Source organism: Streptomyces coryli (genome assembly GCF_011044975.1).
Taxonomy (GTDB): domain Bacteria; phylum Actinomycetota; class Actinomycetes; order Streptomycetales; family Streptomycetaceae; genus Streptomyces; species Streptomyces coryli.
Window position 1 is genome coordinate 1 of sequence record NZ_JAAKZV010000104.1, and the last position, 26,321, is coordinate 26,321.

Annotated in this window: 27 protein-coding genes and 1 pseudogene; 15 read left to right on the forward strand and 13 right to left on the reverse strand. The window is 72.6% G+C overall.

Annotation, left to right across the window (positions count from 1 at the left end):
* On the reverse strand, positions 1–765 hold a 765-nt coding region (locus G5C51_RS22335), incomplete at its 3' end, for an AfsR/SARP family transcriptional regulator (protein ID WP_338118258.1).
* A 72-nt stretch (positions 766–837) separates the two neighbouring features.
* Between G5C51_RS22335 and G5C51_RS22340 the strand changes: the two genes are divergently transcribed.
* A complete protein-coding gene (locus tag G5C51_RS22340) occupies positions 838–1,509 on the forward strand; it encodes a hemerythrin domain-containing protein (RefSeq protein WP_165239941.1) in 672 nt (223 codons plus the stop codon).
* Positions 1,510–1,533: 24 nt separating this feature from the next.
* Here the strand turns inward: G5C51_RS22340 and G5C51_RS22345 are convergent, their stop codons facing one another.
* Positions 1,534–2,748: a sialidase family protein gene (locus tag G5C51_RS22345; protein WP_165239942.1), complete on the reverse strand. Its 1,215-nt coding sequence runs from the start codon at positions 2,746–2,748 to the stop codon at positions 1,534–1,536.
* 140 nt (positions 2,749–2,888) lie between these two features.
* Between G5C51_RS22345 and G5C51_RS22350 the strand changes: the two genes are divergently transcribed.
* On the forward strand, positions 2,889–3,404 hold the full coding sequence (locus G5C51_RS22350) for a GNAT family N-acetyltransferase (protein ID WP_165239943.1): 516 nt from the start codon (positions 2,889–2,891) through the stop codon (positions 3,402–3,404).
* A gap of 3 nt (positions 3,405–3,407) precedes the next feature.
* Here the strand turns inward: G5C51_RS22350 and G5C51_RS22355 are convergent, their stop codons facing one another.
* On the reverse strand, positions 3,408–5,066 hold the full coding sequence (locus G5C51_RS22355) for an FAD-binding dehydrogenase (protein WP_165239944.1): 1,659 nt from the start codon (positions 5,064–5,066) through the stop codon (positions 3,408–3,410).
* 40 nt (positions 5,067–5,106) lie between these two features.
* Entirely contained in the window at positions 5,107–5,748 is a 642-nt protein-coding gene (locus tag G5C51_RS22360) for a Pr6Pr family membrane protein (RefSeq protein ID WP_165239945.1), read from the reverse strand.
* A gap of 60 nt (positions 5,749–5,808) precedes the next feature.
* On the opposite strand from G5C51_RS22360, the gene G5C51_RS22365 reads away from it, so the two are divergent.
* The 6 genes from G5C51_RS22365 (at position 5,809) to G5C51_RS22390 (ending at position 10,908) form a co-directional block, all read left to right on the forward strand.
* The gene (locus tag G5C51_RS22365) at positions 5,809–6,345 is read left to right on the forward strand and encodes an NUDIX domain-containing protein (RefSeq protein ID WP_165239946.1); all 537 of its coding nucleotides are present in this window, start codon (positions 5,809–5,811) and stop codon (positions 6,343–6,345) included.
* Positions 6,346–6,355: 10 nt separating this feature from the next.
* Positions 6,356–6,757, forward strand: a complete 402-nt coding sequence (locus G5C51_RS22370) for a DUF202 domain-containing protein (protein ID WP_165239947.1) — start codon at positions 6,356–6,358, stop codon at positions 6,755–6,757.
* The gene (locus G5C51_RS22375; protein ID WP_338118259.1) at positions 6,754–7,092 is read left to right on the forward strand and encodes a DUF202 domain-containing protein; all 339 of its coding nucleotides are present in this window, start codon (positions 6,754–6,756) and stop codon (positions 7,090–7,092) included. Before G5C51_RS22370 ends, G5C51_RS22375 begins: the two co-directional genes overlap by 4 nt.
* Positions 7,093–7,183: 91 nt before the next feature.
* Positions 7,184–8,551, forward strand: a complete 1,368-nt coding sequence (locus tag G5C51_RS22380; RefSeq protein ID WP_420824841.1) for a gluconokinase, GntK/IdnK-type — start codon at positions 7,184–7,186, stop codon at positions 8,549–8,551.
* A 101-nt stretch (positions 8,552–8,652) separates the two neighbouring features.
* Positions 8,653–9,687 carry a phosphotransferase family protein gene (locus G5C51_RS22385; protein ID WP_165239949.1) on the forward strand — a complete coding sequence of 345 codons (1,035 nt, stop codon included), beginning with the start codon at positions 8,653–8,655 and terminating at the stop codon, positions 9,685–9,687.
* A 6-nt stretch (positions 9,688–9,693) separates the two neighbouring features.
* Positions 9,694–10,908 (forward strand): acyl-CoA dehydrogenase family protein, encoded by a 1,215-nt coding sequence (locus G5C51_RS22390; protein WP_165239950.1) that lies wholly within the window; start codon positions 9,694–9,696, stop codon positions 10,906–10,908.
* A gap of 109 nt (positions 10,909–11,017) precedes the next feature.
* Here G5C51_RS22390 and G5C51_RS22395 read toward each other — a convergent pair whose 3' ends face one another.
* Genes G5C51_RS22395 through G5C51_RS22405 form a run of 3 tightly spaced genes read right to left on the reverse strand, consistent with a single transcriptional unit; the run spans position 11,018 to position 14,067 of the window.
* Entirely contained in the window at positions 11,018–11,617 is a 600-nt protein-coding gene (locus tag G5C51_RS22395) for a TetR/AcrR family transcriptional regulator (RefSeq protein WP_165239951.1), read from the reverse strand.
* 19 nt (positions 11,618–11,636) lie between these two features.
* Entirely contained in the window at positions 11,637–13,292 is a 1,656-nt protein-coding gene (locus G5C51_RS22400) for an AMP-binding protein (RefSeq protein ID WP_165239952.1), read from the reverse strand.
* A gap of 10 nt (positions 13,293–13,302) precedes the next feature.
* Entirely contained in the window at positions 13,303–14,067 is a 765-nt protein-coding gene (locus tag G5C51_RS22405) for an SDR family oxidoreductase (protein ID WP_165239953.1), read from the reverse strand.
* A 125-nt stretch (positions 14,068–14,192) separates the two neighbouring features.
* Here G5C51_RS22405 and G5C51_RS22410 point away from each other — a divergent pair, with 125 nt between their 5' ends.
* The 3 genes from G5C51_RS22410 to G5C51_RS22420 all read left to right on the forward strand — a co-directional run bounded on the left by G5C51_RS22410 (position 14,193) and on the right by G5C51_RS22420 (position 17,095).
* Positions 14,193–15,500 (forward strand): serine-threonine protein kinase, encoded by a 1,308-nt coding sequence (locus G5C51_RS22410; RefSeq protein WP_206314199.1) that lies wholly within the window; start codon positions 14,193–14,195, stop codon positions 15,498–15,500.
* 94 nt (positions 15,501–15,594) lie between these two features.
* The gene (locus G5C51_RS22415) at positions 15,595–16,056 is read left to right on the forward strand and encodes a MaoC family dehydratase (RefSeq protein ID WP_165239954.1); all 462 of its coding nucleotides are present in this window, start codon (positions 15,595–15,597) and stop codon (positions 16,054–16,056) included.
* A gap of 46 nt (positions 16,057–16,102) precedes the next feature.
* Complete coding sequence (locus G5C51_RS22420) at positions 16,103–17,095, forward strand: glycoside hydrolase family 6 protein (protein ID WP_165239955.1); 993 nt, start codon at positions 16,103–16,105, stop codon at positions 17,093–17,095.
* Positions 17,096–17,113: 18 nt separating this feature from the next.
* Here the strand turns inward: G5C51_RS22420 and G5C51_RS22425 are convergent, their stop codons facing one another.
* From G5C51_RS22425 to G5C51_RS22440, 4 genes are all read right to left on the reverse strand, one after another.
* Complete coding sequence (locus tag G5C51_RS22425; protein ID WP_165239956.1) at positions 17,114–17,719, reverse strand: TetR/AcrR family transcriptional regulator; 606 nt, start codon at positions 17,717–17,719, stop codon at positions 17,114–17,116.
* 92 nt (positions 17,720–17,811) lie between these two features.
* Positions 17,812–20,163: a VIT domain-containing protein gene (locus G5C51_RS22430; RefSeq protein WP_165239957.1), complete on the reverse strand. Its 2,352-nt coding sequence runs from the start codon at positions 20,161–20,163 to the stop codon at positions 17,812–17,814.
* Positions 20,160–20,834 carry a helix-turn-helix domain-containing protein gene (locus G5C51_RS22435; RefSeq protein WP_206314193.1) on the reverse strand — a complete coding sequence of 225 codons (675 nt, stop codon included), beginning with the start codon at positions 20,832–20,834 and terminating at the stop codon, positions 20,160–20,162. The genes G5C51_RS22430 and G5C51_RS22435 overlap by 4 nt, the downstream gene beginning before the upstream one ends.
* A 47-nt stretch (positions 20,835–20,881) precedes the next feature.
* Positions 20,882–21,388 carry a winged helix-turn-helix transcriptional regulator gene (locus G5C51_RS22440; protein WP_165239958.1) on the reverse strand — a complete coding sequence of 169 codons (507 nt, stop codon included), beginning with the start codon at positions 21,386–21,388 and terminating at the stop codon, positions 20,882–20,884.
* An 83-nt stretch (positions 21,389–21,471) separates the two neighbouring features.
* On the opposite strand from G5C51_RS22440, the gene G5C51_RS22445 reads away from it, so the two are divergent.
* Positions 21,472–22,245, forward strand: a complete 774-nt coding sequence (locus tag G5C51_RS22445; RefSeq protein WP_165239959.1) for a class I SAM-dependent methyltransferase — start codon at positions 21,472–21,474, stop codon at positions 22,243–22,245.
* Position 22,246: 1 nt separating this feature from the next.
* On the opposite strand, the gene G5C51_RS22450 is transcribed toward G5C51_RS22445, so the two are convergent.
* Positions 22,247–23,398, reverse strand: coding sequence for an acyl-CoA dehydrogenase family protein (locus G5C51_RS22450; RefSeq protein ID WP_165239960.1), 1,152 nt, complete (start codon positions 23,396–23,398; stop codon positions 22,247–22,249).
* A 60-nt stretch (positions 23,399–23,458) separates the two neighbouring features.
* On the opposite strand from G5C51_RS22450, the gene G5C51_RS22455 reads away from it, so the two are divergent.
* From G5C51_RS22455 to G5C51_RS22465, 3 genes are read left to right on the forward strand one after another with little or no spacing between them, the layout of a single operon-like run.
* The gene (locus tag G5C51_RS22455; protein WP_165239961.1) at positions 23,459–24,100 is read left to right on the forward strand and encodes a TetR/AcrR family transcriptional regulator; all 642 of its coding nucleotides are present in this window, start codon (positions 23,459–23,461) and stop codon (positions 24,098–24,100) included.
* Between the two features lie 13 nt (positions 24,101–24,113).
* Complete coding sequence (locus G5C51_RS22460) at positions 24,114–25,310, forward strand: MalY/PatB family protein (protein ID WP_165239962.1); 1,197 nt, start codon at positions 24,114–24,116, stop codon at positions 25,308–25,310.
* Positions 25,311–25,335: 25 nt separating this feature from the next.
* Positions 25,336–25,851: a DUF402 domain-containing protein gene (locus tag G5C51_RS22465; RefSeq protein ID WP_165239963.1), complete on the forward strand. Its 516-nt coding sequence runs from the start codon at positions 25,336–25,338 to the stop codon at positions 25,849–25,851.
* A 230-nt stretch (positions 25,852–26,081) separates the two neighbouring features.
* Here the strand turns inward: G5C51_RS22465 and G5C51_RS22470 are convergent.
* Positions 26,082–26,321 (reverse strand): annotated as a pseudogene (locus tag G5C51_RS22470) (hypothetical protein); the annotation flags it as partial.

Here is a 26,321-nt window from a genome sequence, read left to right on the forward strand (position 1 = left end):
CCCCAGCACCTCGTCCCGCCCCTGCAGGATCGCCGACTCCAGCTCCCGCAGCCCCGGCCCCGGATCAAGCCCCAGCTCGTCCGCCAGGACCTCGGCCGCGCGGCGCAGGGCCGCCAAGGCTTCCGCCCGCCGGTCGGCCGCCCACAGGGACAGCGCCAGCAGGCGCCAGCCCTCCTCTCGCAGCGGCTGGTCCCTGGTCAGGGTCTCCGCTGCCAGCGAGGCCTCGGCCGCATGGCCGAGGCGCAGCGTCGCCGACGCCTGCAGTTCGCGTGCCGTGAGCCGGAGTTCGGCCAGGCGCGTCGTCTCCGTCGCCGCCCACGAGGCGTCGGCGAATTCCGCGTACGCCTCGCCGCGCCACCACGCCAGCGCCTCGTCCAAACCGGTACGCGCCGCCGCCGGGTCAGCCGCCAGCCGCGCATCCGCGCGACGCACCGACGCCTCGAAGCGCCACGCGTCCACCGCGTCCTCGGCGAGCCGCAGCGCATACCCGGGCGGAGCGCTCACCAGCAGCCGCGCCGGCGTGCGCGGCGAGCGGCCCGGCTCCAGGGCGCGGCGCAGATTGGATACGTATGCCTGGAGGGAAGCCAGCGCCCGCGGCGGCGCCGCGTTCCCCCACAGGTCCTCGATCATGCGGTCCGCGGACAGCGTCTCGCCGCGCGCCGTGAGCAGCAGCGCGAGGACCGCACGCTGGCGCGGGCCGCCCAGGTCGGCCGATGCGTCCCCGACCTCGGCCGCCAGCGGTCCGAGCACCTGAATCCCCACCACAAGCGGCAGCCTATGACCCGCTCCAAGCGGGCTCCAAGCCGGTTCCTGACCAGGCCCGGAACATCAAGCCCCATGGATCCCCAGACGCAGTCCGCGCAGACCGGCCGCCCCGACACCCACGAGATGGTCGTCGTCCACCGCATGTTCCGCCGCGAGGCCCGCCTCTTCCCCGGGCTCGTACGGGCCGTGGCGCCCGGCGACACCAAGCGCGCCAAGGTGATCGCCGCCGCCTGGCGCGACAACCGCGACCAGCTGCACCACCATCACACCGGCGAGGACGACCTGCTCTGGCCGAAGCTGCTCGCCCGCGTCGACCTGGAGGCGGAGCTGGTGCTGCGCATGGAGGAGCAGCACCAGGTGGTCGCCGACACCCTGGAGCGCGCCACCGCCATGATGGACGGCTGGGAGGCGGCCGCGCTCCCGGACACCCGCGACCACCTGGCCGACGTACTCGACGAGCACGAGGCCGCCCTCACCGAGCACTTCGACGACGAGGAGCGGCAGGTGCTGCCGCTGGTCGAGCAGCACGTGACGATCGCCGAGTGGCAGGCGCTCAACGACCACGCCGTCGAGACCACCCCGAAGCACAAGCTGCTGCACGCCCTCGGCGCACTCCTCGAGGACGCGAGCGCCGAGGAGCGCGCCTGGATCTGGCCGAACGTCCCGCCGCCCGCCCGCCTCGCCTGGCGCGCGTACGGGCAGTTCGCGTACCGACGGGCGGTGCGGCGGGTCAGAGGCGCCTGAGCCGAGCGAGCCCTGCGCCGGCGGTCAGAGCGCGTCCAGCTGCAGCCGCCGGAATTCGATCGTCTCGTACGTCCCGGCAACCCCGGTCTCGTACAGCAGCCCGACCGTATTCCCGCCGGTCTGCACCAGATCCGAATACGCGGCCCGCTGCTGCGACAGCGTCGTGACCTTCGTAAAGGTGGCGCCGCCATCATCACTCCGCCACACCGCCATCTTCTCGCGGGCGGTGGGGTTGGAAGGCCCGGCGAAGAGCAGCGGCGCCTTCCGGCCGCGCGGCTGCAGCACGCTGGCCTGGACGACCGGGACCTCGTCGAGCGAGTGCTGGATGGCGTACGGGCGGTCCAGGGTCGCGGCGCCGTCGCTGGAGTAGCTGTCGGCGCGGTTGCCGGCGTCGGTGCCGTTGTGGTCGCGGGTGTTGAAGTACAGCCGCCCGTCGGGCAGTTCGGCCGCGGTCGTCTCGTTGCCGTTCACCAGGCCGTCGTAGCTGTCGTCGACGAAGCCGGTCTCCCAGCTGCGGCCGCCGTCGTCGCTGTAGATCGCGTGCCCGCCGTAGTACTTGTCCTCCTCGCCGGTGTCGGCGGACCCGGCCGGCGGCGCGATCGAGTGGTTCGCGGGCACGACGAGCCGCCCGGCGTGCGGGCCGCGGGTGAGCGCGATGGCGTGCCCGGGCCCGGTGGCGTACCAGCGCCAGTTCGGCGCCTTGACGTCCGCGGTGATCTCCCGCAGCGCGCCGAAGCTCCGCCCGTCGTCGCCGCTCGACTGCACGAACACCCGGCGGCTCTGCGCCGCCGTCGCCTCGCCGCGCATGATCTGGTCCTCGGTGACGTCCCCGCTGTTGTACGAGGTGACGAGCACCAGACGCCCGGTCTTCGGGTCGATGACGGGCGCGGGATTGCCCCGGGTGTCGCCCTCGCCCGCGGCGACCACGGTCAGCGGCCCCCAGCTGCAGCCGCCGTCGGTGGACCGGCGGGCGACGACATCGATGTTCCCGGTGTCCCCCGCCACGCCGACCCGCCACTCGGCGAAGGCCACGACGGTGCCCTTGGGGGTCTTGACCACGGCCGGGATGCGATACGTGTCGTATCCCCCCGTACCGGAGGTGAACGGAACGGACGAGGTGCAGGCGGCGGAGTCGGGCACGGCCCTTCCTTCCGAGGCGGCGGAGGCGGCGGTGCCCTCGACGGCGATGGCACCGAGGGCAAGCGCGGCCGAGGCGGCGAGGAACGCGGGTCGCTTCATGAACTCTCCGGGATAGGTGGGACGTTGGAGGTGGGATGTCCGTCGAGCAACATAGATCGGCTTCTGCGACGCGGGCAATACCCGTGCCGGGGGCGCTATATGAGGTGCAGGGGGCGCGGGTGCCGTGCTAGCAATGCCGCGTGATCGGAGAACTCATACGCCTGCGCGCCCTCGAGCCGGACGATGCCGAGGCGCTGCACCGCTGGAATCATGACCCCGAGGTCATGCGCTGGATGTTCGACGGCTACGCCGAGCCGCTGGCCGCCACCCGCAAGAGCCTCGAGGACAAGAACCGCTACGGGCAGCTCGTCTACGGCGTCGTGGCGCAGAAGGACGACACCCTGATCGGCGTCGTCCAGCTCCGCGACGCCGAGCCGGAGACCGGCTGCGCCAACCTCGACATCTACATCGGTGAGAAGTCCTACTGGGGCGGCGGCTACGCCACCGACGCGATGCGCACCATCTGCCGCTACGGCTTCGACAAGATGCGCCTGCACAAGATCTCGCTGACGGTCGTCACCGAGAACCACGCCGCCCGCCGCGTCTACGAAAAGGTCGGCTTCATCGAGGAGGGCCGCCTCCGCAAGGTCCTGCGCCGCGACGGCGAGTGGTACGACGAGTACTGGATGGGTCTCTTCCCCGACGAACTCCGCTAGCGGTCAGCCGACCGCCTTTGCCGCCGATCGCCCCGCGGTGCGGCCCGAGAATATGCAGCCGCCCAGGAACGTGCCCTCCAGCGACCGGTACCCGTGCACCCCACCACCGCCGAAGCCAGCCGCCTCCCCCGCCGCGTACACGCCGGGCAGCGGCTCGCCGCCCTCCGACAGCACCCGCGCCGCGAGGTCCGTCTCCAGGCCGCCGAGTGACTTGCGGGTGAGGATGTTGAGGCGGACGGCGATCAGCGGGCCCGCCTTCGGGTCCAGGATCGGGTGCGGGGTGACGGTGCGGATCAGCTTGTCGCCGAGATACTTGCGGGCTCCGTGGATCGCCATGACCTGGAGGTCCTTGGTGAACGGGTTCACCGTCTCCCGGTCGCGCTCGACGATCGTGCGGCGCAGCTCGGCCTCGTCGATGAGCTTGTCGCCGGTGAGCTCGTTCATGCGCCGGGCCAGTGCGCCCAGGTCCTGTTCCACGATGAAGTCCGCGCCGTGGTCCATGAACGACTGCACCGGGCCCGGCACATCGAGCCTGGCCCGCTCCACCACGTCCCGCACCGACTTCCCGGTCAGGTCCGGGTTCTGCTCGGAGCCCGAGAGCGCGAACTCCTTGCCGATGATGCGCTTGTTGAGCACGAACCAGGTGTATTCGTGCCCGCTCCGCATGATGTGCTCGAGCGTCCCGAGAGTGTCGAAGCCGGGCCAGAGCGGGGCGGGCAGCCGCTTGCCGGTCGCGTCCAGCCAGAGCGAAGAGGGCCCGGGCAGGATCCGGATGCCGTGGTTGTCCCAGATCGGGTTCCAGTTCTGCAGGCCCTCGGTGTAGTGCCACATCCGGTCACGGTTGATCAGCCGGGCACCCGCGCCCTCGGCGACGTCGAGCATCAGCCCGTCGACGTGCGCGGGGACGCCCGCGACCATGGTCTGCGGGGCCTTGCCGAGCCGCTCCGGCCAGTTCTTGCGTACGAGGTCGTGGTTGCCGCCGATGCCGCCGGAGGTGACGATCACCGCCTGCGCGCGCAGCTCGAAGTCGCCGGTCACCTCGCGGCTGCTGGCCTTGCCGCGCTCCACGCTGTCGGCCGCCAGCACCTCGCCGCGCACGGTGTCCACGGCGCCGTCCGTACGCCCCAGGTCCGTCACCCGGTGCCGGAAGCGCAGCTCGACGCGGCCGGCGGCGACACCCTCGCGCACCCGGCGCTCGAAGGGCGCGACCACGCCGGGGCCTGTCCCCCAGGTGATGTGGAAGCGGGGCACCGAATTGCCGTGCCCCTGCGCGTCGTAGCCGCCGCGCTCGGCCCACCCCACGACGGGGAACCAGCGCATGCCCATCGCATGCAGCCACGACCGCTTCTCGCCCGCCGCGAAGTCGACATACGCCTCAGCCCACTTGCGCGGCCAGTGGTCCTCCGGGCGGTCGAAGCCGGCGCTGCCCATCCAGTCCTGCAGCGCCAGCGCGCGGTTGTCCTTCACCCGCATCCGCCGCTGCTCGGGCGAGTCGACGAAGAAGAGCCCGCCGAACGACCAGTGCGCCTGCCCGCCGATGGCCTGCTCCGGCTCCTGATCCAGCAGGATGACCTTGCGTCCCGCCTCCGCCAGCTCCGCGGTGGCGGCCAGCCCGGCGAGGCCGGCTCCGATCACGATCACGTCAGCGTCGTACGTCGCCACGGGTCTCCCGCCCCTCGCTCGCCTGCTACCGACCAGTCGGTTAGATCTTCGGGAGCTTACGGGAAGCCGTCAACCTGTCGTGCCGCAGGTTCCCGAGCCGGACCAGCAGCCACAGCACCGCGACGAAGGCCGCGGTGATCCCGAGACACCGCCCGGCGACCCCGCCGTAGCCCCCGGACTTGCCCGGGTCGAGGAAGGGATACGGATACCAGTCCCCCACCAGCGGACCGCGGATCAGCGAATACGCGAGGAAGGCGAGCGGGAAGACCAGCCACAGCAATGCGTGGCCAACCTTGAGGCGCTGCTTCGGCGGGTCCGCGAACCAGTAGGCGACCACGGCGACGGGGAGCAGCTGGTGCTGGATGTGATTGACCCAGGGAATGGCCAGTTCGGCCTCCGGCAGGTTCGACAGCAGCACCTGGTAGATCAGCCCGGTGACGGCCAGATAGAGCACTACGGCGCCGCGGACCATATCGGGTACGCCCCGGGAGCCGCGCAGCGTGGCGGCGCCCATGAGGAGCAGCACGACCACGCCCATGATGTTGCTCAGCACGGTGAAGTAGCTGAACCAGTAGTCGAGCATGCCATTGCCCGCCGACCGGTGCGCCTGGTAGCCCAACGCCACCGCGCCCAGCACGCCGAGCGCTAGACGTACCCAACCCAAGAAGACAATGCGCCACATTTCGTCCATTCTGCCAGCACCCCTGGTGCCGCTTCGGGACGGCGGGATTGGATGGGGCACATGAGCGACGAGAGCGACGCGACGGCAGCGCTGTCCGCGGACGAGCTGCTGGACATCGTGGATGAGCAGGACCGGGTGGTCGGCCAGGCCCGGCGCGCCGAGGCGTACGCGCGCCGGCTGCGCCACCGCAGCACCTTCGTGCTGGCGCGCGACCCGGAGGACCGGATCTTCGTGCACCGCCGCACCGCACAGAAGCTGATCTTCCCGTCCCACTACGACATGTTCGTCGGCGGCGTCGTCGGCGCCGGCGAGTCGTGGGACGAGGCCGCGCTGCGCGAGGCGGAGGAAGAGCTCGGCGTGTCCGGGCTGCCCGCGCCGCGCCCGCTGTTCAAGTTCCTGTACGAGTCGCCCGAGTACACCTGGTGGTCGGCGATCTACGAGGTGCGCTGCCCGTACGAGGTGAACCCGCAGGCGGAAGAGGTCGCCTGGCACACCTTCCTGCCGGAGGCCGAGCTCGCCGGGAAGCTGACGGAGTGGCAGTGGACACCCGACGGTCTGGAGGCCTATCAGCGGCTACTCGCGCATCGCACGGCATAGAGTCGCAGCCGTGGCCGATCAGCAACGACCCTCCACGTTCCGCCTGTGGTTCGCCCCCGAGCGGCTGCGCTCGGAGGGCAGCACCCCCGATTACCGCTTCTCCCTCGCCAACGAGCGCACCTTCCTCGCCTGGATCCGCACGGCGCTGGCCCTGGTCGCGGGCGGCCTCGCGGCGGATCAGTTCCTGACCGACCTGGACCGCCCGATCCGTACCGCCATCGCGGTGCTGCTGCTCGCGGGCGGGGCGCTGTGCGCGGTCCGGGCCGTGAACCACTGGATCCGCTGCGAGCGCGCCATGCGACGCGGCGAGGACCTGCCGCCGTCCCGCTTCCCGGCGACGCTCGCCGTCGCCACGGTGGTGGCGGCGGTGCTGATCCTCGGCGCCGTGGTGCTGGGCGGTGCGGGCCGGTGACGGTGCCACCGCCGCCGACCGAGCCCGACGCTCCGGTACGCGACCCCGGCGCCCAGCCCGAGCGGACCCGGCTGGCGTGGCGGCGGACGACGCTCTCCTTCGCGATCGTCGCGGTGCTGGCCGTACGTCTTGCGCTGCATCAGGAGGGGTCGGCGGCCGCCGCCGTCGGGGCCGCGCTGGGGCTGCTCGCGCTGGTGGCGTTCCTGGCGGTGGCGCAGCGGCGGATCCGGGCGGTGGACCGGCCGGCCCCCGAGGTACAGGACGTGCGGGTCGCGGTGGGCGCCGCGGCGTGCGTGGCGGCGCTGGCCTTGTTCGGCGCTGTAATGGTTTTGTGACGGCCCGTTGAGCTATGTTCGGCCGGACAGCTGCTCCCGTCCCTCACCAGGAGTCCTGCCAATGGCTGCGCACGCCCCGCTGGTTGTCGTCATGGGAGTCACGGGTTCCGGCAAGTCGACGGTGGGCGAGGCGCTTTCCGAGCGGATCGGGCTGCCCTTCGCGGAAGGCGATGACTTCCACCCGCCGTCCAACATCGAGAAGATGTCCGGCGGCACCCCGCTCAATGACGACGACCGGCTGCCGTGGCTGGACGCCATAGCGTCCTGGCTGGCCGGGCGGACGGCGAGCGGCGGCATCATCTCCTGCTCCGCGCTCAAGCGCCGCTACCGGGACCGCCTCGCCGGCGCCGTGGACGGCCTGTTCTTCCTGCACCTCGACGGCTCGCCCGAACTCATCGGCGAGCGGCTCGAGGAGCGCAGGGACCACTTCATGCCGAAGGGCCTGCTGCGCTCACAGTTCGACGCCCTGGAGCCGCTGACCGCGGACGAGAACGGCGCCACGATCTCCGTCGCCGGCCCCCCGGAGGGCGTGGTGCAGCGCTCCCTGGACGCGATACGGGCCCCGTACCCGCTGCAGCTGGCCCCGGGCGTGCACGCCTATGTGCAGCCCGACGGCGGCTGGTGCCTCAGCAACGCCGGCTTCGTCAGCGACGGCACCACCACGCTCCTGGTCGACACCGCCGCCACCGAGTCCCGGGCGCTGAAGCTCCGCGACACCGTGCTCGCCAGCGGCGCCCCGCAGCCCACCATGGTGGTCAACACCCACCACCACGGCGACCACACGTACGGCAACAGCGTCTTCGCCCCGGCGGCCGCGGTCATCGGCCACCGGAACTGCCGCGCCGAGGTCGCGGCCAACGGCAAGCAGCTGCATCTGCTGTGGCCGGACAACGACTTCGGCGAGATCACCGTAAATCCGCCGAATCTCACCTACGACGACACCCTCACGCTGCACGTCGGCGACACCGAGGTGCAGCTGATCCACCCCGGCGTCGCGCACACGACCGGCGACACGATCGTCTGGCTGCCGCAGCAGCGGGTGGTCTTCACCGGCGACCTGGCCTTCCACGGCGGCTCGCCGTTCATCCCGATGGGCTCGCTGACCGGCTCGCTGGCCGCGCTCGACCTGCTGCGCTCGCTGGGCGCGCGCACGGTGGTGGCCGGGCACGGCTCGGTGACCGACCCGGGTGTCTTCGATGCCACGGAGCGCTATCTGCGCTTCGTCGCCGACCTGGCCCAGGAGGGTTACGCAGCCGGGCGCACCCCGCTGGAGGTGGCGCGGACGGCGGATCTCGGCGAATTCGCGGCGCTGCGGGAGCCCGAGCGGCTGGCGCCGAACCTGCACCGCGCGTACGCCGAGCTCCAGGGCCGCCCACCAGGCGTCCCACTGGACCCGCTGCAGGTCTTCGGCGACATGGCGGAGCTCAATGGCGGCACGATGCCGACCTGCCACGCCTAGCCGAATCCCGTTCGTGATCAGATACACGACCTGGCCCTCTGGACGACATACCGACCGGTCGGCATCATGGTCTCACCCAAACAGAACCGAGGGGGAAGTGCATGAGCGACGAGCTCCCGCCGCCGGGACTCGATCCCGAGGCGCTGCGGCGCCACCTGGACCGGACCCGTCCCGGACTGGTCTCAGGACCGCTGCGCGCCCGGCTCATCGAGGGCGGCCGCTCGAATCTCACGTACGAGGTCACCGACGGCAGCGGCCGCTGGGTGGTCCGCCGCCCGCCGCTCGGCCACGTGCTCGCCACCGCGCATGACATGCGCCGCGAGCACCGGGTGATCTCCGCGCTGCACCCGACCCCGGTGCCGGTGCCGGAGACGGTGCTGCTGTGCGAGGGCCAGGAGGGCGAGGAGGTGCTGGGCGCCCCGTTCTACGTGATGGAGTTCGTCGAGGGCACCCCGTACCGCGCCGTGGCCGAGCTGGCGGCGATCGGCCCGGAGCGCACCCGCTCGGTGGTGCTGAACCTCATCGACACCCTCGTCGAGCTGCACGCCGTCGACCCGGCCGCGGTCGGCCTCGCCGACTTCGGGCGCCCCGAGGGCTATCTGGAGCGGCAGCTGCGCCGCTGGGCCAAGCAGCTGGCGGCCTCCCGCAGCCGCGACCTGCCCGGCATCGACGAGCTGCACGACCGCCTCGCCGCGACGCTGCCCGCGGCCCCCGCGCCCACCGTCATCCACGGCGACTACAAGCTCGACAACGCCCTGGTCGGCGCGGACGACCAGGTCAAGGCGATCCTCGACTGGGAGATGTCGACGCTCGGCGACCCGCTCACCGACGTCGGGCTGCTGGTCATGTACAGCTCCCGCACCCCGGGCGCCGAGGGCGCGATCGGCGCCACCGGCGGCGCCCCCGGGCACCCCGACACCGCCGAGCTGATCGAGCGCTACGCGGCCGGCTCCGGCCGCGACGTCTCCTCGATCGCCTGGTACATCGCCTTCGCCCACTTCAAGCTCGCCGTGATCGCGGAGGGCATCCACTACCGCTACACGCTCGGCCAGACCGTCGGCACCGGCTTCGACCGGTTCGGCGACCTGGTCCCGCCGATCATCGAGAACGGCCTCACCATCCTCCAGGAGGGCTGATCAGCCATGGACTTCGCCTACGACGCCCGCACCGAGGAGCTGCGCAAGCAGCTGCTCGCCTTCATGGACGAGCACGTCTACCCGAACGAGGAGACCGCCGTACGGCAGCGCGCCGAGGCCGCCGACCCGTGGAAGAAGACCCCGATCCTGGCCGAGCTCCAGGAGGAGGCCCGCAAGCAGGGCCTGTGGAATCTCTTCCTCCCCGACGAGCGTTACGGCGCCGGGCTGACGAACCTCCAGTACGCGCCCCTCGCCGAGATCACCGGCCGCAGCCCGCACCTCGGCCCCGCCGCCCTCAACTGCGCCGCGCCGGACACCGGGAACATGGAGCTGCTGACTCAGTTCGCCACCGAGGAGCAGAAGAAGCAGTGGCTGGAGCCGCTGCTGGCGGGCGAGATCCGCTCGGCCTTCGCGATGACGGAGCCTGAGGTGGCGTCCTCGGACGCGACCAACATCGGCACCCTGATCGAGCGGGACGGCGACGACTACGTCATCACCGGCAAGAAGTTCTACATCTCCGGCGCGATGAACCCGGACTGCAAGATCTTCATCGTCATGGGCAAGACCGACCCGCACGGCGAGGACATCCGCCGCCAGCAGTCGATGATCCTGGTCCCCCGCGATACGCCCGGCGTCGAAGTCCGCCGCCCCATGCAGGTCTTCGGCTTCGTGGACGAGTCCGAGGGCGGCCACGCGGAGGTCGTCTTCGACGGTGCCCGGGTCCCGGCCTCGAACATCGTCGGCGAGGTCGGCGGCGGCTTCGCCATCGCCCAGGCCCGCCTCGGCCCCGGCCGCATCCACCACTGCATGCGGCTGATCGGCATGGCGGAGCGCGCGATCGAGCTGATGTGCCGCCGCGCGATGGGCCGTACGGCCTTCGGCAAGCCGCTCGCCCAGCAGGGCGTGGTGCAGCAGTGGATCGCGGATGCCCGGGTCCAGGTGGAGCAGCTGCGGCTGCTGGTACTCAAGACCGCGTGGCTGATGGACACGGTGGGTAACCGCGGAGCGCACACGGAGATCCAGGCCATCAAGATCGCGACGCCGCGCGCGGTCCTGGAGATCGTCGACAGCGCGATCCAGCTCCACGGCGCAGGCGGCGTCAGCCAGGACTACCCGCTGGCGGAACTGTGGGCGGCAGCCCGGGCCCTCCGCCTGGCGGACGGCCCGGACGAGGTCCACCAGCGCTCGCTGGCGCGCAGGGAGCTGAAGCAGTACGCGTAGCCGCCGCTCAAGACCGGGGCCCGGCCCCGGTCTTGTGTCAGCCCGTCCGGCGCTTGAGGACTTCCGCGCGAAGCGCGGAAACCGCGCCGCAGGCGCGAACTCGGCGGCGCTACGGCCGCAGCGCCCGCATCAGCAGATCGGCCAGATGGTCCGCGATCTCCTGCGGCGACATCGGACCGTCCGGCTTGTACCAGCTGCTCAGGTGGTGGATCGCGCCGAAGTGGTAGTCCACGACCAGGTCCGGCGGCGTCGCTGCGCTGAAGACGCCCGACGCCTGGCCCTCCTCGATCAGCGCGCGGAAGCGCTCGTGGTAGCGGCGGCGGTCCGCCCGTACCTGCTTCTGCTTCTCGGGCGCCAGCATGTGCATCGAGCGGAAGAAGATCGTCGCGTCGTCGGTGTTCTCGATCGAGGTGACCACGACGTCCGCCGCCGCCTCCCGCAGCCGCTCCTCCACCGGCGCGCTCGACTCCGCGAAGGCGTCGAGGTGCTCCTGCTGGACCCGCAGCAGCCGCGCGTAGATCTCGTGCAGCAGGTCGTCCTTGGAGCCGAAGTAGTGGTAGAGAGCGCCCTTGGTCACGCCCGCCGCCTCGACGATCTCCTGCACCGAGGTACGGTCGAAGCCCTGCTCGGCGAAGAGCCGGGTGGCGGCGGCGAGGAGCCGCTGGGGCACCGGCGCGGTCTCGCCCGGCGCCTGCGTCGTTCTGGCCATGGCCGTAACCTTTCCTCGCTCAGGACCTGGAGCGCAACTCGCGCCTCAGGATCTTGCCCGTCGCCGTCTTCGGCAGGTCGGGAAGTATCTCCACCTCGCGAGGGTATTTGTACGCCGCAAGCCGGTCCTTGCAGTATCCCGCCAGCTCGTCCGGCGCCACCTCGGCCCCCGGCAGCAGGCTCACGTAGGCCTTGACCGTCTCGCCGCGATACGCGTCCGCCACCCCGACGACCGCCGCCTCGCGCACCGCGTCATGCGTGTACAGGACGTCCTCGACCTCGCGCGGCCAGACCTTGAAGCCGGCGGCGTTGATCATGTCCTTCTTGCGGTCGACGACGTAGAGCCAGCCGCCCTCGTCCATGAAGCCGATGTCGCCGGTGCGCAGTTCGCCGTCCGGCATGCCCTCGGCGGTGGCGTCGGGCCGGCCGAGGTAGCCGGGCGAGACCTGCGGGCCGCGGACGGCGATCTCGCCGGTCTCGCCGAGCGGCACCTCCGCGCCGGCGTCGTCCAGGATCCGTACCACCGTCTGCGGCCCGGGGACGCCCACCGACAGCGTGCCCGAGACCTTGTCCACCGGGGCGCGGCGCTCCGGCGGCACGCTGGTGCAGGGGGCGGCGCATTCGGTGAGGCCGTAGCCGTTGTGGATGTAGACGCCGAGGCGCTCCTCGATGCCGTCCACCAGCGCGGGCGGCAGCGGGGCGCCGCCCGAGGAGATGTACGTGAACGAGGTGAAGTGCTCGCGGCTGACCGCCGGGTGGGCGGCCAGCGCCATGAACGCCGTGGACGGGCCGACGGTGAAGTGCGGCCGGTGCTCGGCGAAGGCGTCGAGGACGACGCCCGGGTCGAAGCGGTAGGCGAGCGCCAGGGTGCCGGAGTTGGCGAAGCAGCCGGCCAGCTGGACGACCATGCCGGTGATGTGGAAGAGCGGGGCGAGCGCGAAGTAGGTCCCGCCCTCGGGGATGCCGAGGCCGGTGGCCTGACGCTCGGCGTTGTAGGTGATGTTGGCGTGGGTGTTCATCGCGCCCTTGGGGCGGCCCGAGGTGCCCGAGGTGTAGCTGATCAGCGCCACGTCGTCGCCGGTCAGCTCACGCCCGGCCGGGGCCGGGTGTCCGGCCCGCGCCACCTCCAGCAGATCGACGGCATCGGCGGCCTGCGGCAGCCGCTCGAAGCTCAGCACCCGCTCGTCATTGCGGCTCTGCAGCTCCAGCTCGCACGCGGTGATCGCGATGCTGACGGACGTACCCTCCGCCGCGCCCCGCAGCACACCCTCCCAGGCGCGGTCGGAGCACACGACGGCCTTCACGCCGCCGTCCTCCAGCAGATGCGCCAACTCCCCCGACTTGTACATCGGGTTGACCGGCACCACCGTGCCGCCCGCCTTCCAGGCAGCGAGCAGCGCCACCACGAAGTGCGGCGTGTTCTGCAGCATCAGCGCCAGCCGGTCACCGCGCTCGAAGCCCTGCGCGGCGAGATATCCGGCGACGGAGTCGGAGAGCTCATCCGCCTCGCGATACGAGATCCGCCCGTCGAAATACGCGAAGGCGGTGCGCTCGGGCGCCGCCGCAGCCGCCGCCCGGAAAGCATGCAGCACGGTCTCGGCCGGCTCAATAGGCGCCTTCTGCGCCTCGGTCAACTGAGCAAGCCAGGGCATCGATTCGTATACGGAGCGCGTCATTGCGGTCCCTTCACTCGCTACGGGCTTCCAGTTCGCGCTGCAGGCGGTTCATGCCGCCGAGCCAGCGGTCGGGTTCGGCGGCGCGGGCGGCGTAGTACTCGCCTGCCTCCGGGTGTGGCAGCACCAGGAAGCGGTCTTCGGCGACGGCGGTGAAGACGGCGTCGGCGACGGCGGACGGCTCGATCGCGCCCGGTCGCAGCAGCAGGTCGCCGGCCGAGCCGGTGTCGCGGAGCATGTCGGTGCGCACGCCCTGCGGGCAGACGGCGTGCACCTTGATGCCGCGGTGCGCGTAGGTGGCGGCGAGCCATTCGGCGTGCGCGTACGCGGCGTGCTTGGTGACGCTGTACGGGGCCGAGCCGAGCATCGTGAGCAGGCCGGCCGCGGAGACGGTGGCGATGAAGCGGCCGCTGCCGCGCTCCAGCCACTCGGGCAGCAGCTCGCGCGCGGCGCGGACGTGCGCCATCACGTTCACGTCCCAGGCTCTCGCCCAGTCCTCCTCAGGGGCGTCGGGGCCGCCGCCGGTGCCGATGCCCGCGTTGGCGCAGAAGACGTCGATCCGCCCGCCGAGCGCCTCGCGGGCGGCGGGCACGACGGCGCTCGCGTCGCCGGGCACGGCCACGCCGCCCACCTCGGCGGCGACCGCCTTCGCCTTGCCCTCGTCCAGATCGTTCACCGCGACCGTCGCCCCGGCGGCCGCGAACCGCCTGGCCAGCGCGGCGCCGATGCCGCCTCCAGCACCTGTGACCACCACTGCAGCGTCCCGGAATGAGTCCATAGCTCGGCAGACTAACCGGTCGGTATGTGCTGCGGAAGGGGGCTGCGGGAGCCGGAACAGGCCAGGAGCCGCTCGGCCTCTTCTCGTACCGCGGCGAGCTTGCCACGCTGGCAGACATGCCTGAGATGAGCGTGAGCCCGTACTGGGAGCTGACCTTTGACGCCGAAGGCGACGTGAACGCCGGGCAGCGCAGCCGCATCGAGCGGCAGGCGGCCGCCGAAGGCGTGACGGACCTGCTGTTCTTCTCGCACGGCTGGAACAACGACCGGTCCATCGCCACCCGCCTCTACAGCCGCTTCTTCGCCCCGTTCCCCGGGCTCGCCGAGCCGGGCCAGAAGCTCGGGTACGTGGGCGTGCTGTGGCCGGCCATGCGCTTCACGGACGAACCGATCCCGGACTTCCCGGCGGCCGCCGCGCCACCGGGGCGGCCCGGCCGCGCGCCCGACCCGGGGCTCGACGAGACCACCCGGCGGGTGCTGGGCGCGCAGTTCCCCGGCCGCGTCCACACCGTGGCCCGGATCTCCGAGCTGCTCACCGAGCGCCCCGAGGGCGAACCCGAGCGGTACGCGGAGTTCCTGCGGCTGCTGCGCCGGCTGCTGGAGCTCGACCCCAACAACCCGACCCGCGACATCGCCCCCGACATGGCGGACGAGCCCGCCGCGGCGGCGGTCCCACTGGCGCTCGCCGCGGACAGCGACGCCGACGCCGAGGCGGTCTTCGCGGAGTTCGCGGCGGCGCTGGACCAGGCCGCGCCCGACCCGCAGCGCCCGGCGGCGCTGTGGGACGGCGGCCGCGAGCTCCTCCGCCAGGCCACGTACTACGCGATGAAGCGCCGCGCGGGGACCATTGGCCAGCGCGGCCTCGGCCCCGCCCTGATCCGTATCGCGAAGGCGGCGCCCGACGCCCGCCAGCACCTGATCGGCCACAGCTTCGGCGCCCGCCTGGTCTCGTACGCGCTGCGCGCACTGCCCGCCACCGCCGGCCAGGTCGGCTCGGTCACCCTGCTCCAGGGCGCCTTCTCGCACTACGCCTTCGCCCCGAAACTCCCGCACGACAAGGGCCAGTCCGGCGCCCTCAACGGCATGCAGCGCCGGGTCGCGGGCCCCGTCGTCTCCTGCTACTCCGAACACGACGGCGCGCTGCGCACCTTCTACCCGCTGGCCGCCCGGATGGCCCGCGACGACCAGAGCCTGCTGCCCGGCGCCGACCGCTGGGGCGCGATCGGCTTCGCCGGCATCAAGGCGGTCACCGGCTGCAAGAACCTCACCCTGAAGGAGGCCCTCGCCGAGGACGCCCTCCCCGCCAAGGGCTGCGTCAGCGTGAACGCGGCCGCGGTGGTCAAGCGCGGCGGCGGCCCGGTCGGGGCACACAGCGACATCTGCCACAAGGAGCTGGCCCGGCTGGTGCTGGCGGCGGGGCGCGCGGGGCGCTGACCGGGCGCGCGGGCCGTTGACAGGCGGCCCCCGCGAAGGCGAGCATGCTAAGCAGTCGCTTAGAGCGTACGTACGAGGGCCGGAGGAAACGGACATGGCAGAGCCGCGCATCTTCAAGTCGATCGAGGAGCTGAAGGCCGCCGCCGGCGAGCAGCTCGGGTACTCCGACTGGCTGGAGGTCGACCAGAAGCGCATCGACCTGTTCGCCGAGGCCACCGGCGACCACCAGTGGATCCACGTGGACCCGGAGAAGGCGGCCTCGGGCCCCTTCGGGACCACCATCGCGCACGGCTATCTGACCCTCTCCCTGCTCCCCCTCTTCGGCCCGCAACTGCTGGCGGTGGAGGGCGTGAAGATGGGCGTGAACTACGGCACCAACAAGGTCCGTTTCCCTGCCCCGGTCCCCGTCGGGTCGCGGGTGCGCGCCACCGCCCGTATCGTCGACATCGCCGACGTGACCGGCGGCGCCCAGCTCACCGTTGCTTTCACCATTGAGCGCGAGGGCGGCGAAAAGCCGGTGTGCGTCGCGGAGTCCGTCAGCCGCTACTACTTCTGAACGGCCCCGCACCCGGCGGACCCTGGGGGCCGGCTCCTGGTTGCGCATGCGTGTACGACAGTTGCTGCCCCCTGCCCTGACGACATCGATGGCCGCCCTGGCCGCACTGCTGCTCCCGGCCGCCGCTCCACCGGCGGCGGCCGCGGACGCGGATCCGGTGCAGCTGACCCGCGGCTTCTACGTGGACCCCCATTCGCCACCGGCGGAGTGGGCCCGTGACAACGCCGGTGATCCGCGCGCGAAACAGATCCAGCGGGCCATCGCCGGGAAACCCATGGGCCGCTGGTTCGGCGCCTGGGACGCCGATGTGCGCGGCGCGGTCGCCGACCACACCGGCGCCGCGGCGAAGGACAACAAGCTGCCGCTGCTGGTGGCGTACAACGTTCCCGGACGGGACTGCGGCGGCCACTCGGGTGGCGGCGCCACCTCGGCGGCGGAGTACCGCTCCTGGATCGAGGACTTCGCGGCCGGCATCGGCGACCGCCCGGCGCTGGTCGTGGTGGAGCCGGACGCGCTCCCCCAGCTCGACGAGTGCCTGTCCCCCGACGAGCAGCGGGAGCGTACGGCCCTGATCCGGCACGCCACCGAGCAGCTGCGCGAGAAGGCCCCGAACGCCTGGGCCTACCTCGACGCGGGCACCGCCCACTGGAAGCCGGCACCGGACATGGCCGAGCGGCTCGACGCCGCCGGGCTGCGGAACGCGCACGGCTTCTCGATCAACGTCGCGAACTACTACGAGACCGGCGAGTCCGGCGACTTCGCCCGCGAGATCAACACCGAGCTGCGGCGGAACGCGGACTACATCAAGCCGTACGTCATCGACACCAGCCGCAACGGCAACGGTTCCAACCGCGAGTGGTGCAACCCGGGCGGCCGCAAGCTCGGCCCGGCGGCGAAGACCGGCGGTCCCGGCGGCGCGGAGATGCTGCTCTGGGTGAAGACGCCCGGGGCCTCCGACGGGCGGTGCGGGATCGCGCCCGACATGGACGCGGGGCAGTTCTCGCCGGAGCTGGCGATGCGGCTGATCGAGGGGCGGTAGCGCGTAGACGGCCCGGGGCTAGGCCCCCACCATCCTCCGGACGAGGTCGGCGTACAGCGCGCCGACCTCGTCGGGCGTGCGCGGCCCGTTGACGTTGAACCACCGGGCCACGTCCACGCACAGCGACAGCACGGCCAGCGCGGTGCCGGGCACGTCGTCGACGCTGAAGTCCCCGGCCGCGACGCCGTCCTCGATGATCCCGCGGAGCAGCCGGTCGATGCTGCGGCGCAGGTCGAGCACCTCTTCGTAGTGCTCGGGGCTCAGCGACGAGATCTCGTACTGCACCACCCGGGCGGTGGTGTGGTGCTCGGCGTGCCACCGCGAGAAGGTGTGCACGGCCTGCCGCAGCCGCTCGGCCGGAGGCCCGTCGGCCGCGGACGCCCTGGCGAGGATCTCGTGCGCGCGCTCGTGCCCGTACCGGCTGATCCGGTAGAGCAGCTCTTCCTTGGTCTTGTAGTGGATGTAGAGCGCGGCCGGGCTCATCCCGGCCCGCCCGGCGATGTCCCGGGTGGTGGTCGCGTGATACCCGCGCTCGGCGAATGCCTCGACGGCGCCCTCGAGCAGCCGCCGCGCGGCATCCGGCTCCACGTCCGACCACCCGGCGGACTCCACGGCGTCGCCCATCGCGCACCCTCCCGATCATCCTTCGGCCCAGCAGCCCACACCCTACAACGCGAGGTGAGCAAGCGCTTAGCCTCCGGCTCGGTGCGGTGTCGCTACGAGCGCTTCCAGAAGGATCGGCGGGGGGCGGCCGGCTTGTCCCGGCCGCCCGTGAGCTCGGTCAGCAGCTCTATCACCCGGTGCCACAGTGCGTCCAGGTCCGTGTCCGGAGCTTCGGCCCGCAGCAGCTCATGCGCTACGGGGAGCAGCTCGGGAAGGTTCGCGGCCAGGCCGCCCAGCCGGCTGCCGAGGTCGGTCAGGTGCCGGCGGCGCTCGGCCGCGGGGCGGTCCGCGATCGCATGCAACCGGGCCAGTTCTTCTTGGAGCAAGGCGCGCACATAGACGGCCGCCGCTCCGGGGCCGGCCGGGCCCGACGTCAGTTGAGACTCACGCGCCCCGGGGGCCGCGGGGCTCGCGGGCGGCGCGGAGTCGGCCGACGCCGGCGCGGCGAAGCTCGCTCGCTGCGGCCTGGCAGCCATCAACCGCCGATTCAAGTGCGCCGGCGCAGACCTGGGCATCCCGGCCTGAGCCGCCCCGTACCCCGGTGCCGACGGCGCCGGCATCTCCCACCCGCTCGGCAGTTCCACCGGCTGTACGACCTGGTGCCCGGGGCCGCCCTCGGCGACCACCCGCGAGTCCGCCGCCACGAAGGCGGTGAACCGGCACAGCACCCCGTAGCGCAGCGAGGTGTCCACGATCCGCTGCTCCAGCGAGCGGTCGCCCGCGGCGTAGGCGTCCTCCAGGGCGCGTACGTGCGCGCGGGCCCAGATGGCGCGTACCGCCGGGCTCTTCGCCGTGCTCGCGCCGACCGTGCGCAGCCACGGCTCGCCCGCCGCGTCGAGGCCGCGTACGGCAAGCGCCGCCTTCGGCCCGGCCGCGCGGTAGCGGCCGCGGACCGTCAGCGGGACGCCGGGGAAGAGCGAGCCGGGGCGGGTGACCGTGTCCGGCAGCAGCTCCAAGTCCGTTGCCTCCACCGCGAGATCCGTGGCGAGCGGGGCGGCGATGCGGCGGTGGATGTGCTCCATCGCCTCGTCCAGGCGGTCCTCGGACTCGACGAGTTCGCAGCGGCCGCCGCCGAGCGAGGCCAGCCGTCCGAGGAAGCCCGCGTTCACCGCGCGGTCGATGCCCACCGTGTGCACCCGCACTCCGGTGAGGCCCGCCGTCAGCTCGCCGAGGATCTGGTCCTCGTTGCCCACCTGGCCGTCGGTGACCAGGACCAGCACCCGCTCCCTGGTCTCGTCCGCCAGCAGTCCCTGCGCCTCGCGCAGCGGCTGGAGCAGCTTCGTGCCGCCGCGTGCCTCCACCCGGGCGAGGTGTTCCACCGCCCGGTAGCGGTGCCGGTCGGTGGCCTCGACGAGGCCGGAGGGCAGGCCCTCGGGGCGTTCCACGACGGTGTCGAAGGACAGCACCGCGAAGCGGTCGCGGGCGTCGAGGGTGTCGACGATCCGGGCCGCCGCACGGCGGGCCGCGACCATCTTCCAGCCGCCCATGCTTCCCGAGCGGTCCAGGACGAGGACGACGTCACGGGGCGGCGGCGCGCTCACGGCATCGCCCACCGGCTCGACCACGGTCAGCGCGAACGTGCCCGCCTGCCCCTCGCCGTCGTCCGGCGCCAGCACCAGCGAACTCGACGCCGCGAAACGCAGCCGCAGGATGAAGTCCCGGTCCAGCCGCTCTCCCGGCTGCAGCCGCACCCCGTGCTCGCCCGTCTCGACGACGTGCAGGCTGGAGCGCAGCTCGCGCAGGTCAAGCCCGGCCGGGTCGACATTGACGGCGAGCGACAGGCGTACGGGATCCGGGAAGCCCGGCAGCAGCACGGGCGGGGTGATACGGGAGGCGTCGGGCACGGCATCCGTGTCGGGGGCGGTGCCGGAGCCCGCCGGGGCGTCGTCGAGCGGGCTGCCGGGGATGTAGCGGGGCGCGACGACCAGGGGGAAGCGGAAGGTGGCGGCGCCGTCCTCGTACGGCAGCGGCTGGCTGAGGGTGAGGCGGATGCGGACGCGTTCGCCGGGCACGATGTTGCCGACCCGGATGGTGAAGACGTCGGGCCGGTCCTCCTCGGCTATCGCGGCCCTGCGGCCCTCGGCGACGGCTTCGTCGTAGTCGGCGCGGGCCTGGGCCCGTTCCTTCAGCAGGCCCTCGATGACGCGGTCGTCCGCCTCCATCCGGAACGCGGTGACCGCGGCGCGGGCCGGGAGCGGGAAGATGTAGGTGGCTTCCAGCGGCACGTCGTACGGATTGCGGAAGTCCTGGGTGACGGTCACGCCGGCGACGAGTCCGGCGAGGTCGGCGGCGATGTCGACGCTCTCCAGCGGGAGGTTGCCGCGGTCGGTGCGCAGCGCGCCGAGTCCCGCGTCCTCGAGCGGCGCGCATTCGTCCTGCTTGAGCGGGGTGATCGGAACGGTCATGGTGCGCCCCCTTGGGAGTCGGCGGCCCGCCCCGCGGGCGCCGTGGTGAGGCCGCGGGCGCGAAGCGCTGCGAGCAGCGGAGCCGCCGCGTCGGCCAGCGCGGCCAGGTCGTCGGGTGCCGGCGGTCGGCCGGCGTCGTCCAGTACGAGCGTGACGCCGGGCGCCAGGCGCACGGCGGGTGTGACGGTGGGCGGTTCGGCGCGCGGTGGGTCGGTGGGCGGCTCAGCGGTCGCGTCGGTCGCCGCGGTCGCGGCGGACGTATCGGCCGCGCCGGCCCCGCCGGAGGCGTCGGCCCCGTCGGACGCGTCGCCCGCATCGGCCACCGGCGCGGCGGACCAGAACCGGTCCCTTCCCTGCCCGCCCGCCACGGCCGCGAGCCGGTCGTCGGTGGCCCCGGCCAGCAGCGCCTGGATCTCCGCGATGGAACGCCCCTGCGCCTGCAGCCGCTTGATCGCCACGAGCTGGCGCAGATGCCGCTCCCCGTACAACGCCACCCGCCCACGCCGGGCGGCCGGTGGATCGACCAGGCCGATGGTCGTGTACCACCGGATGACGCGCTCACCGGGCACCTCACGCACCCGGCCGCTGCCCACGCCGGCCCCCCGCCCGTCCGAGCGCAGCGCATCGGCTGCCCGCTCGGCGAGCTCGGCGAGGGTCCACATGCCAGCCATACTGCAATCGTGACACTGTCACTATTGCAGCGTCAATGCGCCGAACGTCAGCCGTGCGCCCGGGACTTGAGCAGCCGCCCAAGCACCTGCGTCCCCGGCCCCGTACGACCGCCGGGTCCGGGCAACTCGAGGGTGTCGTCGGCCGTCAGCGGCTCGCCGCAGGTCGCACAGGCACACACGGCGCTGGTCAACTCGCCGCAGCCGAGGTGGCGGAGCCGTACCGGCGGGCCGGACTCGCCCGCGTACCAGCGGTCGCCCCAGTTCATGAGGGCGAGCAGCACCGGGTACAACTCCCGCCCCTTCTCCGTCGCCACATAGTGCTCGCGAACGGGCCGCTCCTGGTAGCGCTCGCGGACAAGGACACCCTCCGCGACCAGCCGCGCCAGCCGGGCGGCGAGCACCTTGCGGGAGATGCCGAGGTCCTCGGCGAGGTCGTCGAAGCGGGTGACGCCCACGAGCACGTCGCGCATGATCAGCGCGGTCCAGGCGTCGCCGAACAGATCGGTGGCGCGGGCGATGGAACACGCCACGCCGGAGAGCGGGGTCCTGGTCATGGCCCCCACAGTAGCCGAGTTCCCCGAGGGAACCCACCGTGCTAGGTTCCTTGAAGGAACCTCACCCATAGGAGCGTGTGGCCATGCCCAGTACCCCGCTCATCGCACTCGACTCCCCCACCGCCGTCGACGGCCGCCACATCCGCGCCGTGACCTTCCAGCGCGTGCGCATGGAATACGTGACCGGCCTGCTCGACCGCCACGGCATCACGCCCGCCGGCGGCCACGCCCTCGTGATCGGCGGCGGCCGCGGGCCGCTCGCCGCGGGCCTGGCGCGGCTCGGCTTCGTCGTGACCGCCGTCGATCCGTCTCCCGACGCCACCGCGATGGCCCGCGAGGCGCACGAGAGCGCGGGCCTGGCCGCCGCCATCGACACCCGCACCGCCCCACCGACAGACCTCGGCGTCCCGGCGGCGGAGTTCGATCTCGTCTACGCCGCCGACACCTTCGAGGTCACCGCCGACCTCGACGGCGCCGTCGCCGAAGCGGCCCGCGCGCTGCGCCCCGGCGGCGTCCTCGCGTACGACACGGTCAACCGGACGCCGGTCGCCCGGCTGCTCTACCTGGGCGCGTTCCAGCGCCTCGGCTCCACCCGCATCATGCCGCCCGGCCGGTACGCGGCTGAACGGCTGCGCACCCCGGCCGAGATGGCGGCTGCCCTCATACGGCACGGCATCGAGCCGGGCGACGTGACCGCCTTCAAGCCCCGCCAGGTGCGCAGCCTCGTCACCGCCACCCGGGCCCGCCGCCGCGGCGAGATCACGGACGCGGAGCTGCCGGAGCTGGTCGACATGGTCGCCGTACCGGACGGCAAGCCCGTGGTGACCTACCTCGGTCACGGGACCGCGCAGCGCTGAGTCAGAACGCGCTGACCCCCGTCAGCGCCCGCCCGATCAGCAGCTTGTGGATCTGGCTGGTGCCCTCGTAGAGCGTCATCACGCGGGCGTCGCGCAGCAGCTTGCCGACCGGGTATTCATCGATATAGCCATAACCGCCGAAGACCTGCAGCGCGTTGTTCGCCGACCGCACGGCCGCCTCGCTCGCGAAGAGCTTCGCCTTCGACGACTCGGTCGCGAACGGCAGCCCCCGGTCGATCAGATCCGCCACCCGCCAGGTGAGCAGCCGCGCCGCGTCCACGTCCACCGCGATGTCCGAGATCAGCTCCTGCACCAGCTGCTTGCCGGCGATCGGGGCGCCGAACTGCTCCCGCTCCCCCGCGTACCCGACCGCCGCGTCCAGCGCCGCCTGCGCGATGCCGACGCAGCCCGCCGCGACCGACATCCGCCCCTTGGCCAGCGCCGACATGGCGACCGAGAAGCCCTTGCCCTCCGGCGCCACCATCGCCGAGTCCGGCACCCGCACGCCCTCGAGCACCAGCTCCGCCGTCGCCTGCCCGCGCAGCCCGAGCTTGCCGTGGATCTCGCGGCGGGTCAGGCCCGCGGCATCCGTCGGCACCAGGAAGGCGCTGACGCCCTTGTGGCCCGGCGCATCGCTCGTACGGGCGAAGAGCAGGACGACATCCGCCCAAGTCCCGTTCGTGATGAACATCTTGGCGCCGTCGATCACCCACTCGTCGCCGTCCCGGACCGCCCGGGTGGTGAGGTTCGCGGCGTCGGAGCCGGTGCCCGGCTCCGTAAGGCCGAAGCAGCCCAGCGCCTCGCCGCTGGTCAGCCGTGGCAGCCACTGCCGCTTCTGCTCCTCGCTCCCCCACGCGGCTATCGACTTGCCGACAAGGCCGAGCGACACGGACACGATCCCGCGCACCGCCGAGTCCCCGCGCCCCAGCTCCTCCGTGACCAGCACGTACGACAGGTGGTCGCCGCCGGAGCCGCCGTACTCCTCGGGGATCGTCAGGCCCAGGAAGCCGACGGAGCCGAGCTTCTTCACGATGGCGCGGTCGACGCTCTCCGCGCGGTCCCACTCGGCCGCGTGCGGACGGATCTCGCGGTCGGTGAAGTCCCTGGCGAGGTCGCGGACGGCTTCCTGTTCTGCGGTCAGCCCGAGGTTCACGAGGCACCTCTCCGTTAATTAGCAGTGCTAGTTTTCTGGGCGGGATCTACTATCTGCGTCATGGCCCGCCCCCGCAAGCCCTTGCTCAGCCGTGAGCGCATCGTCACAGCCGCCCTCGCCCTCGTGGACGCGGAGGGCCTGGCTGCCCTCTCCACCCGCAGGCTGGCGGCCGAGCTCGGGGTGAGCGGCCCGTCGCTCTACAACCACTTCCGCAACAAGGACGAGATCCTCGCCGCGGCCGCCGACATGGTGATCGCGAAGGTCGACCTGTCGGCTTTCGACGACGGCACCGCCTGGCCGGACGCGCTGCTCGCCTGGGGCCGCTCGTATCGCGCGGCGCTCACCGAGCACCCGAACATCGTCCCGTTCCTGGCCCAGGGCCCGGGCCGGCGCCCGGCCGGGCTGAAGATGGCCGACGCCGTCTTCGGCGGCATGGTGAAGGCGGGCTGGCCGCCCGCCCAGGCCACCCGGATCGGCGCCCTGATGCGCTACTTCGTGGCCGGCTCCGCCCTCGGCTCCTTCGCCGGCGGCTTCGTCGACGACCCGGAGGCGTACGACCCCGCCGACTACCCGCACCTGGGCCAGGCGCACCTGCTGGCGGAGCACCAGGAGTCGGTCGACGAGGGCGCCTTCGAGACGGGACTGCGGGCGCTGGTGGACGGCCTGGAGATCCAGTTCACGCGCCTGCCGGCGACCCGCTGATTACGATGACGGCATGGCCGAGGATCCCGCGATACCCCAGCCGGACGCCCAGTCCGCCAACCCCCTGCGCCGCCTGACCCTCCCCGAGCTGAGGCGCCGCACCAGCGCCAAGTGGACCGTCTACGACCCGGACGTGCTCCCGGTGTGGGTCGCCGAGATGGATGTCCCGCTCGCCGAGCCGGTGGCGCGGGCGCTGCACGCCGCGGTCGACCTCGGCGACACCGGCTACTCCATGGCGGAGCCGTACGCCGCCGCCCTCGCCGACTTCGCGAAGCGGCGGTGGGACTGGCGGGTGCCGGCGGAGCAGACGTATCTGATGCCGGATGTCATGCAGGGCATCGTCGAGCTCCTGAAGGTGGTCACCGGGCCCGGCGACGCGGTCGTGGTCAACTGCCCGGTCTATCCGCCCTTCTACGCCTTCACCACGCACCTCGACCGCCGCGTCGTCGAGGCGCCGCTGGACCCGGATACGTACCGCCTCGACCTCGACGCGCTGGCCGGCGCCTTCGCGGAGGCGCGGGCGACCGGCCGACCGGCGGCGTACCTGCTGTGCAGCCCGCACAATCCCACCGGCACCGTGCATACGGCGGCCGAGCTGGCGGCGGTCGCCGAGCTGGCCGCCACGCACGGCGTGCGGGTGATCGCCGACGAGATCCACGCGCCGCTGATACCGGCGGGCGCCCGGCACGTCCCGTACCTGACGGTGCCGGGCGCGGAGCGCGGCTTCGCGCTGCTGTCGGCGTCGAAGGCGTGGAACCTCGCCGGGCTGAAGGCGGCGATGGCGGTGGCCGGGGCGGACGCGGCAGAGGACCTGGCGGCGGTCCCGGAGGAGGTCAGCCACGGGCCGAGCCACCTCGGCACGATCGCGCACGCGGCGGCCTTCCGGAGCGGCGGCGACTGGCTCGACGCGCTGCTCGCCGGCCTCGACGAGAACCGCCGGCTGCTGGCTTCGCTGCTCGCGGAGCGGCTGCCGGAGGTCGGCTACCGGGTCCCCGACGGCACGTTCCTGGCATGGCTCGACTGCCGCGCGCTGGACCTCGGCGACGACCCGGCGGCGGTCTTCCTGGAGCACGGCCGGGTGGCACTGTCGAACGGCATCCACTTCGGCACAGGCGGCACCGGCCACGCCCGGCTGAACTTCGCCACCCACCCGGACATCCTCACCGAAGCGGTGGACCGGATGGCGGCGGCGGTCTCCCGGACGGGCTGAGGGCCGATCACCTACGATCGCCGCCATGACGGAGATGGTGCGCGCGGTGTACCGGAAATATGACGGCTCGCTGCACTGGAATGTGACCATGCGCCGGCTGGGCGAGGACGAGCACGGCGTGTGGCTCGGCGCCCCGGCGCATACGCCGCTGAACAAGGGCCACGATCCGGTGAAGCCGCTGCCCTGGGCGTACGTCTATCTCGTGCCGCACGACCCGGAGGCGTGGTGGTCCGCGACCTTCAACGCCGCGCCGAAGTCGACCGAGGTGTATGTCGATGTGACGACTCCGGCGCAGTGGCGGTCGGCGGCGGAGGTGACGTGGGTGGACCTGGATCTGGACGTGGTACGGCGGCGGGGGCAGCCCGGGTCCGTACTGCTGGACGAGGACGAATTCGCCGAGCACCAGGTGCGGTTCGGCTACCCGCCGGACGTGGTCGGCGCCGCCGAACGGACCGCGCGCTGGCTGCTGTCGGAGGTCGCGGCCGGCCATGCGCCGTTCACGGAGGCGGCGTACGGACGGTGGCTGGAGCAGGTGGCCTAGGGAGGCGGCGGACGCGGGCGGGCATCCGCAGCCGGTGCTGCCAGGGGTGCCAGAGGGCTCTGCGCGGCACTCCGGCCGAGAGCGCCGCCACCATGAGGCCTTCGAGCCCGTCGCGCAGCGCGCGCTCGGCGTCGGCGCCCTCCTCCAGCAGCGCCGAGACCCCTAACTCGCCGGTGGCGACCCGGTGGAGGTGCTCCTGCCCGCGCGGAGGTGGCGCCGCTCGGCCCAGCCTAGGCGGGTTTCGCGGCGATCTCGTCCAGGTCGGCGAGGAGGCCGGGGAGGGACGGGCCCGGGCGGACCGGGAAGATCTCGCCGGGTTCGTCGTCGAGCAGCAGGAAGGCGAGGTCGTCGGTGCGGGCGACGACGGACCAGCCGGGGCCGTCGATACGGAGGGTGCGGGCGCCCTCGGAGGCGTACGAGGAGCGGATCCGGCCGGCGGGCGGGGGCTCCTTCACGTAGCCGTGCAAGGC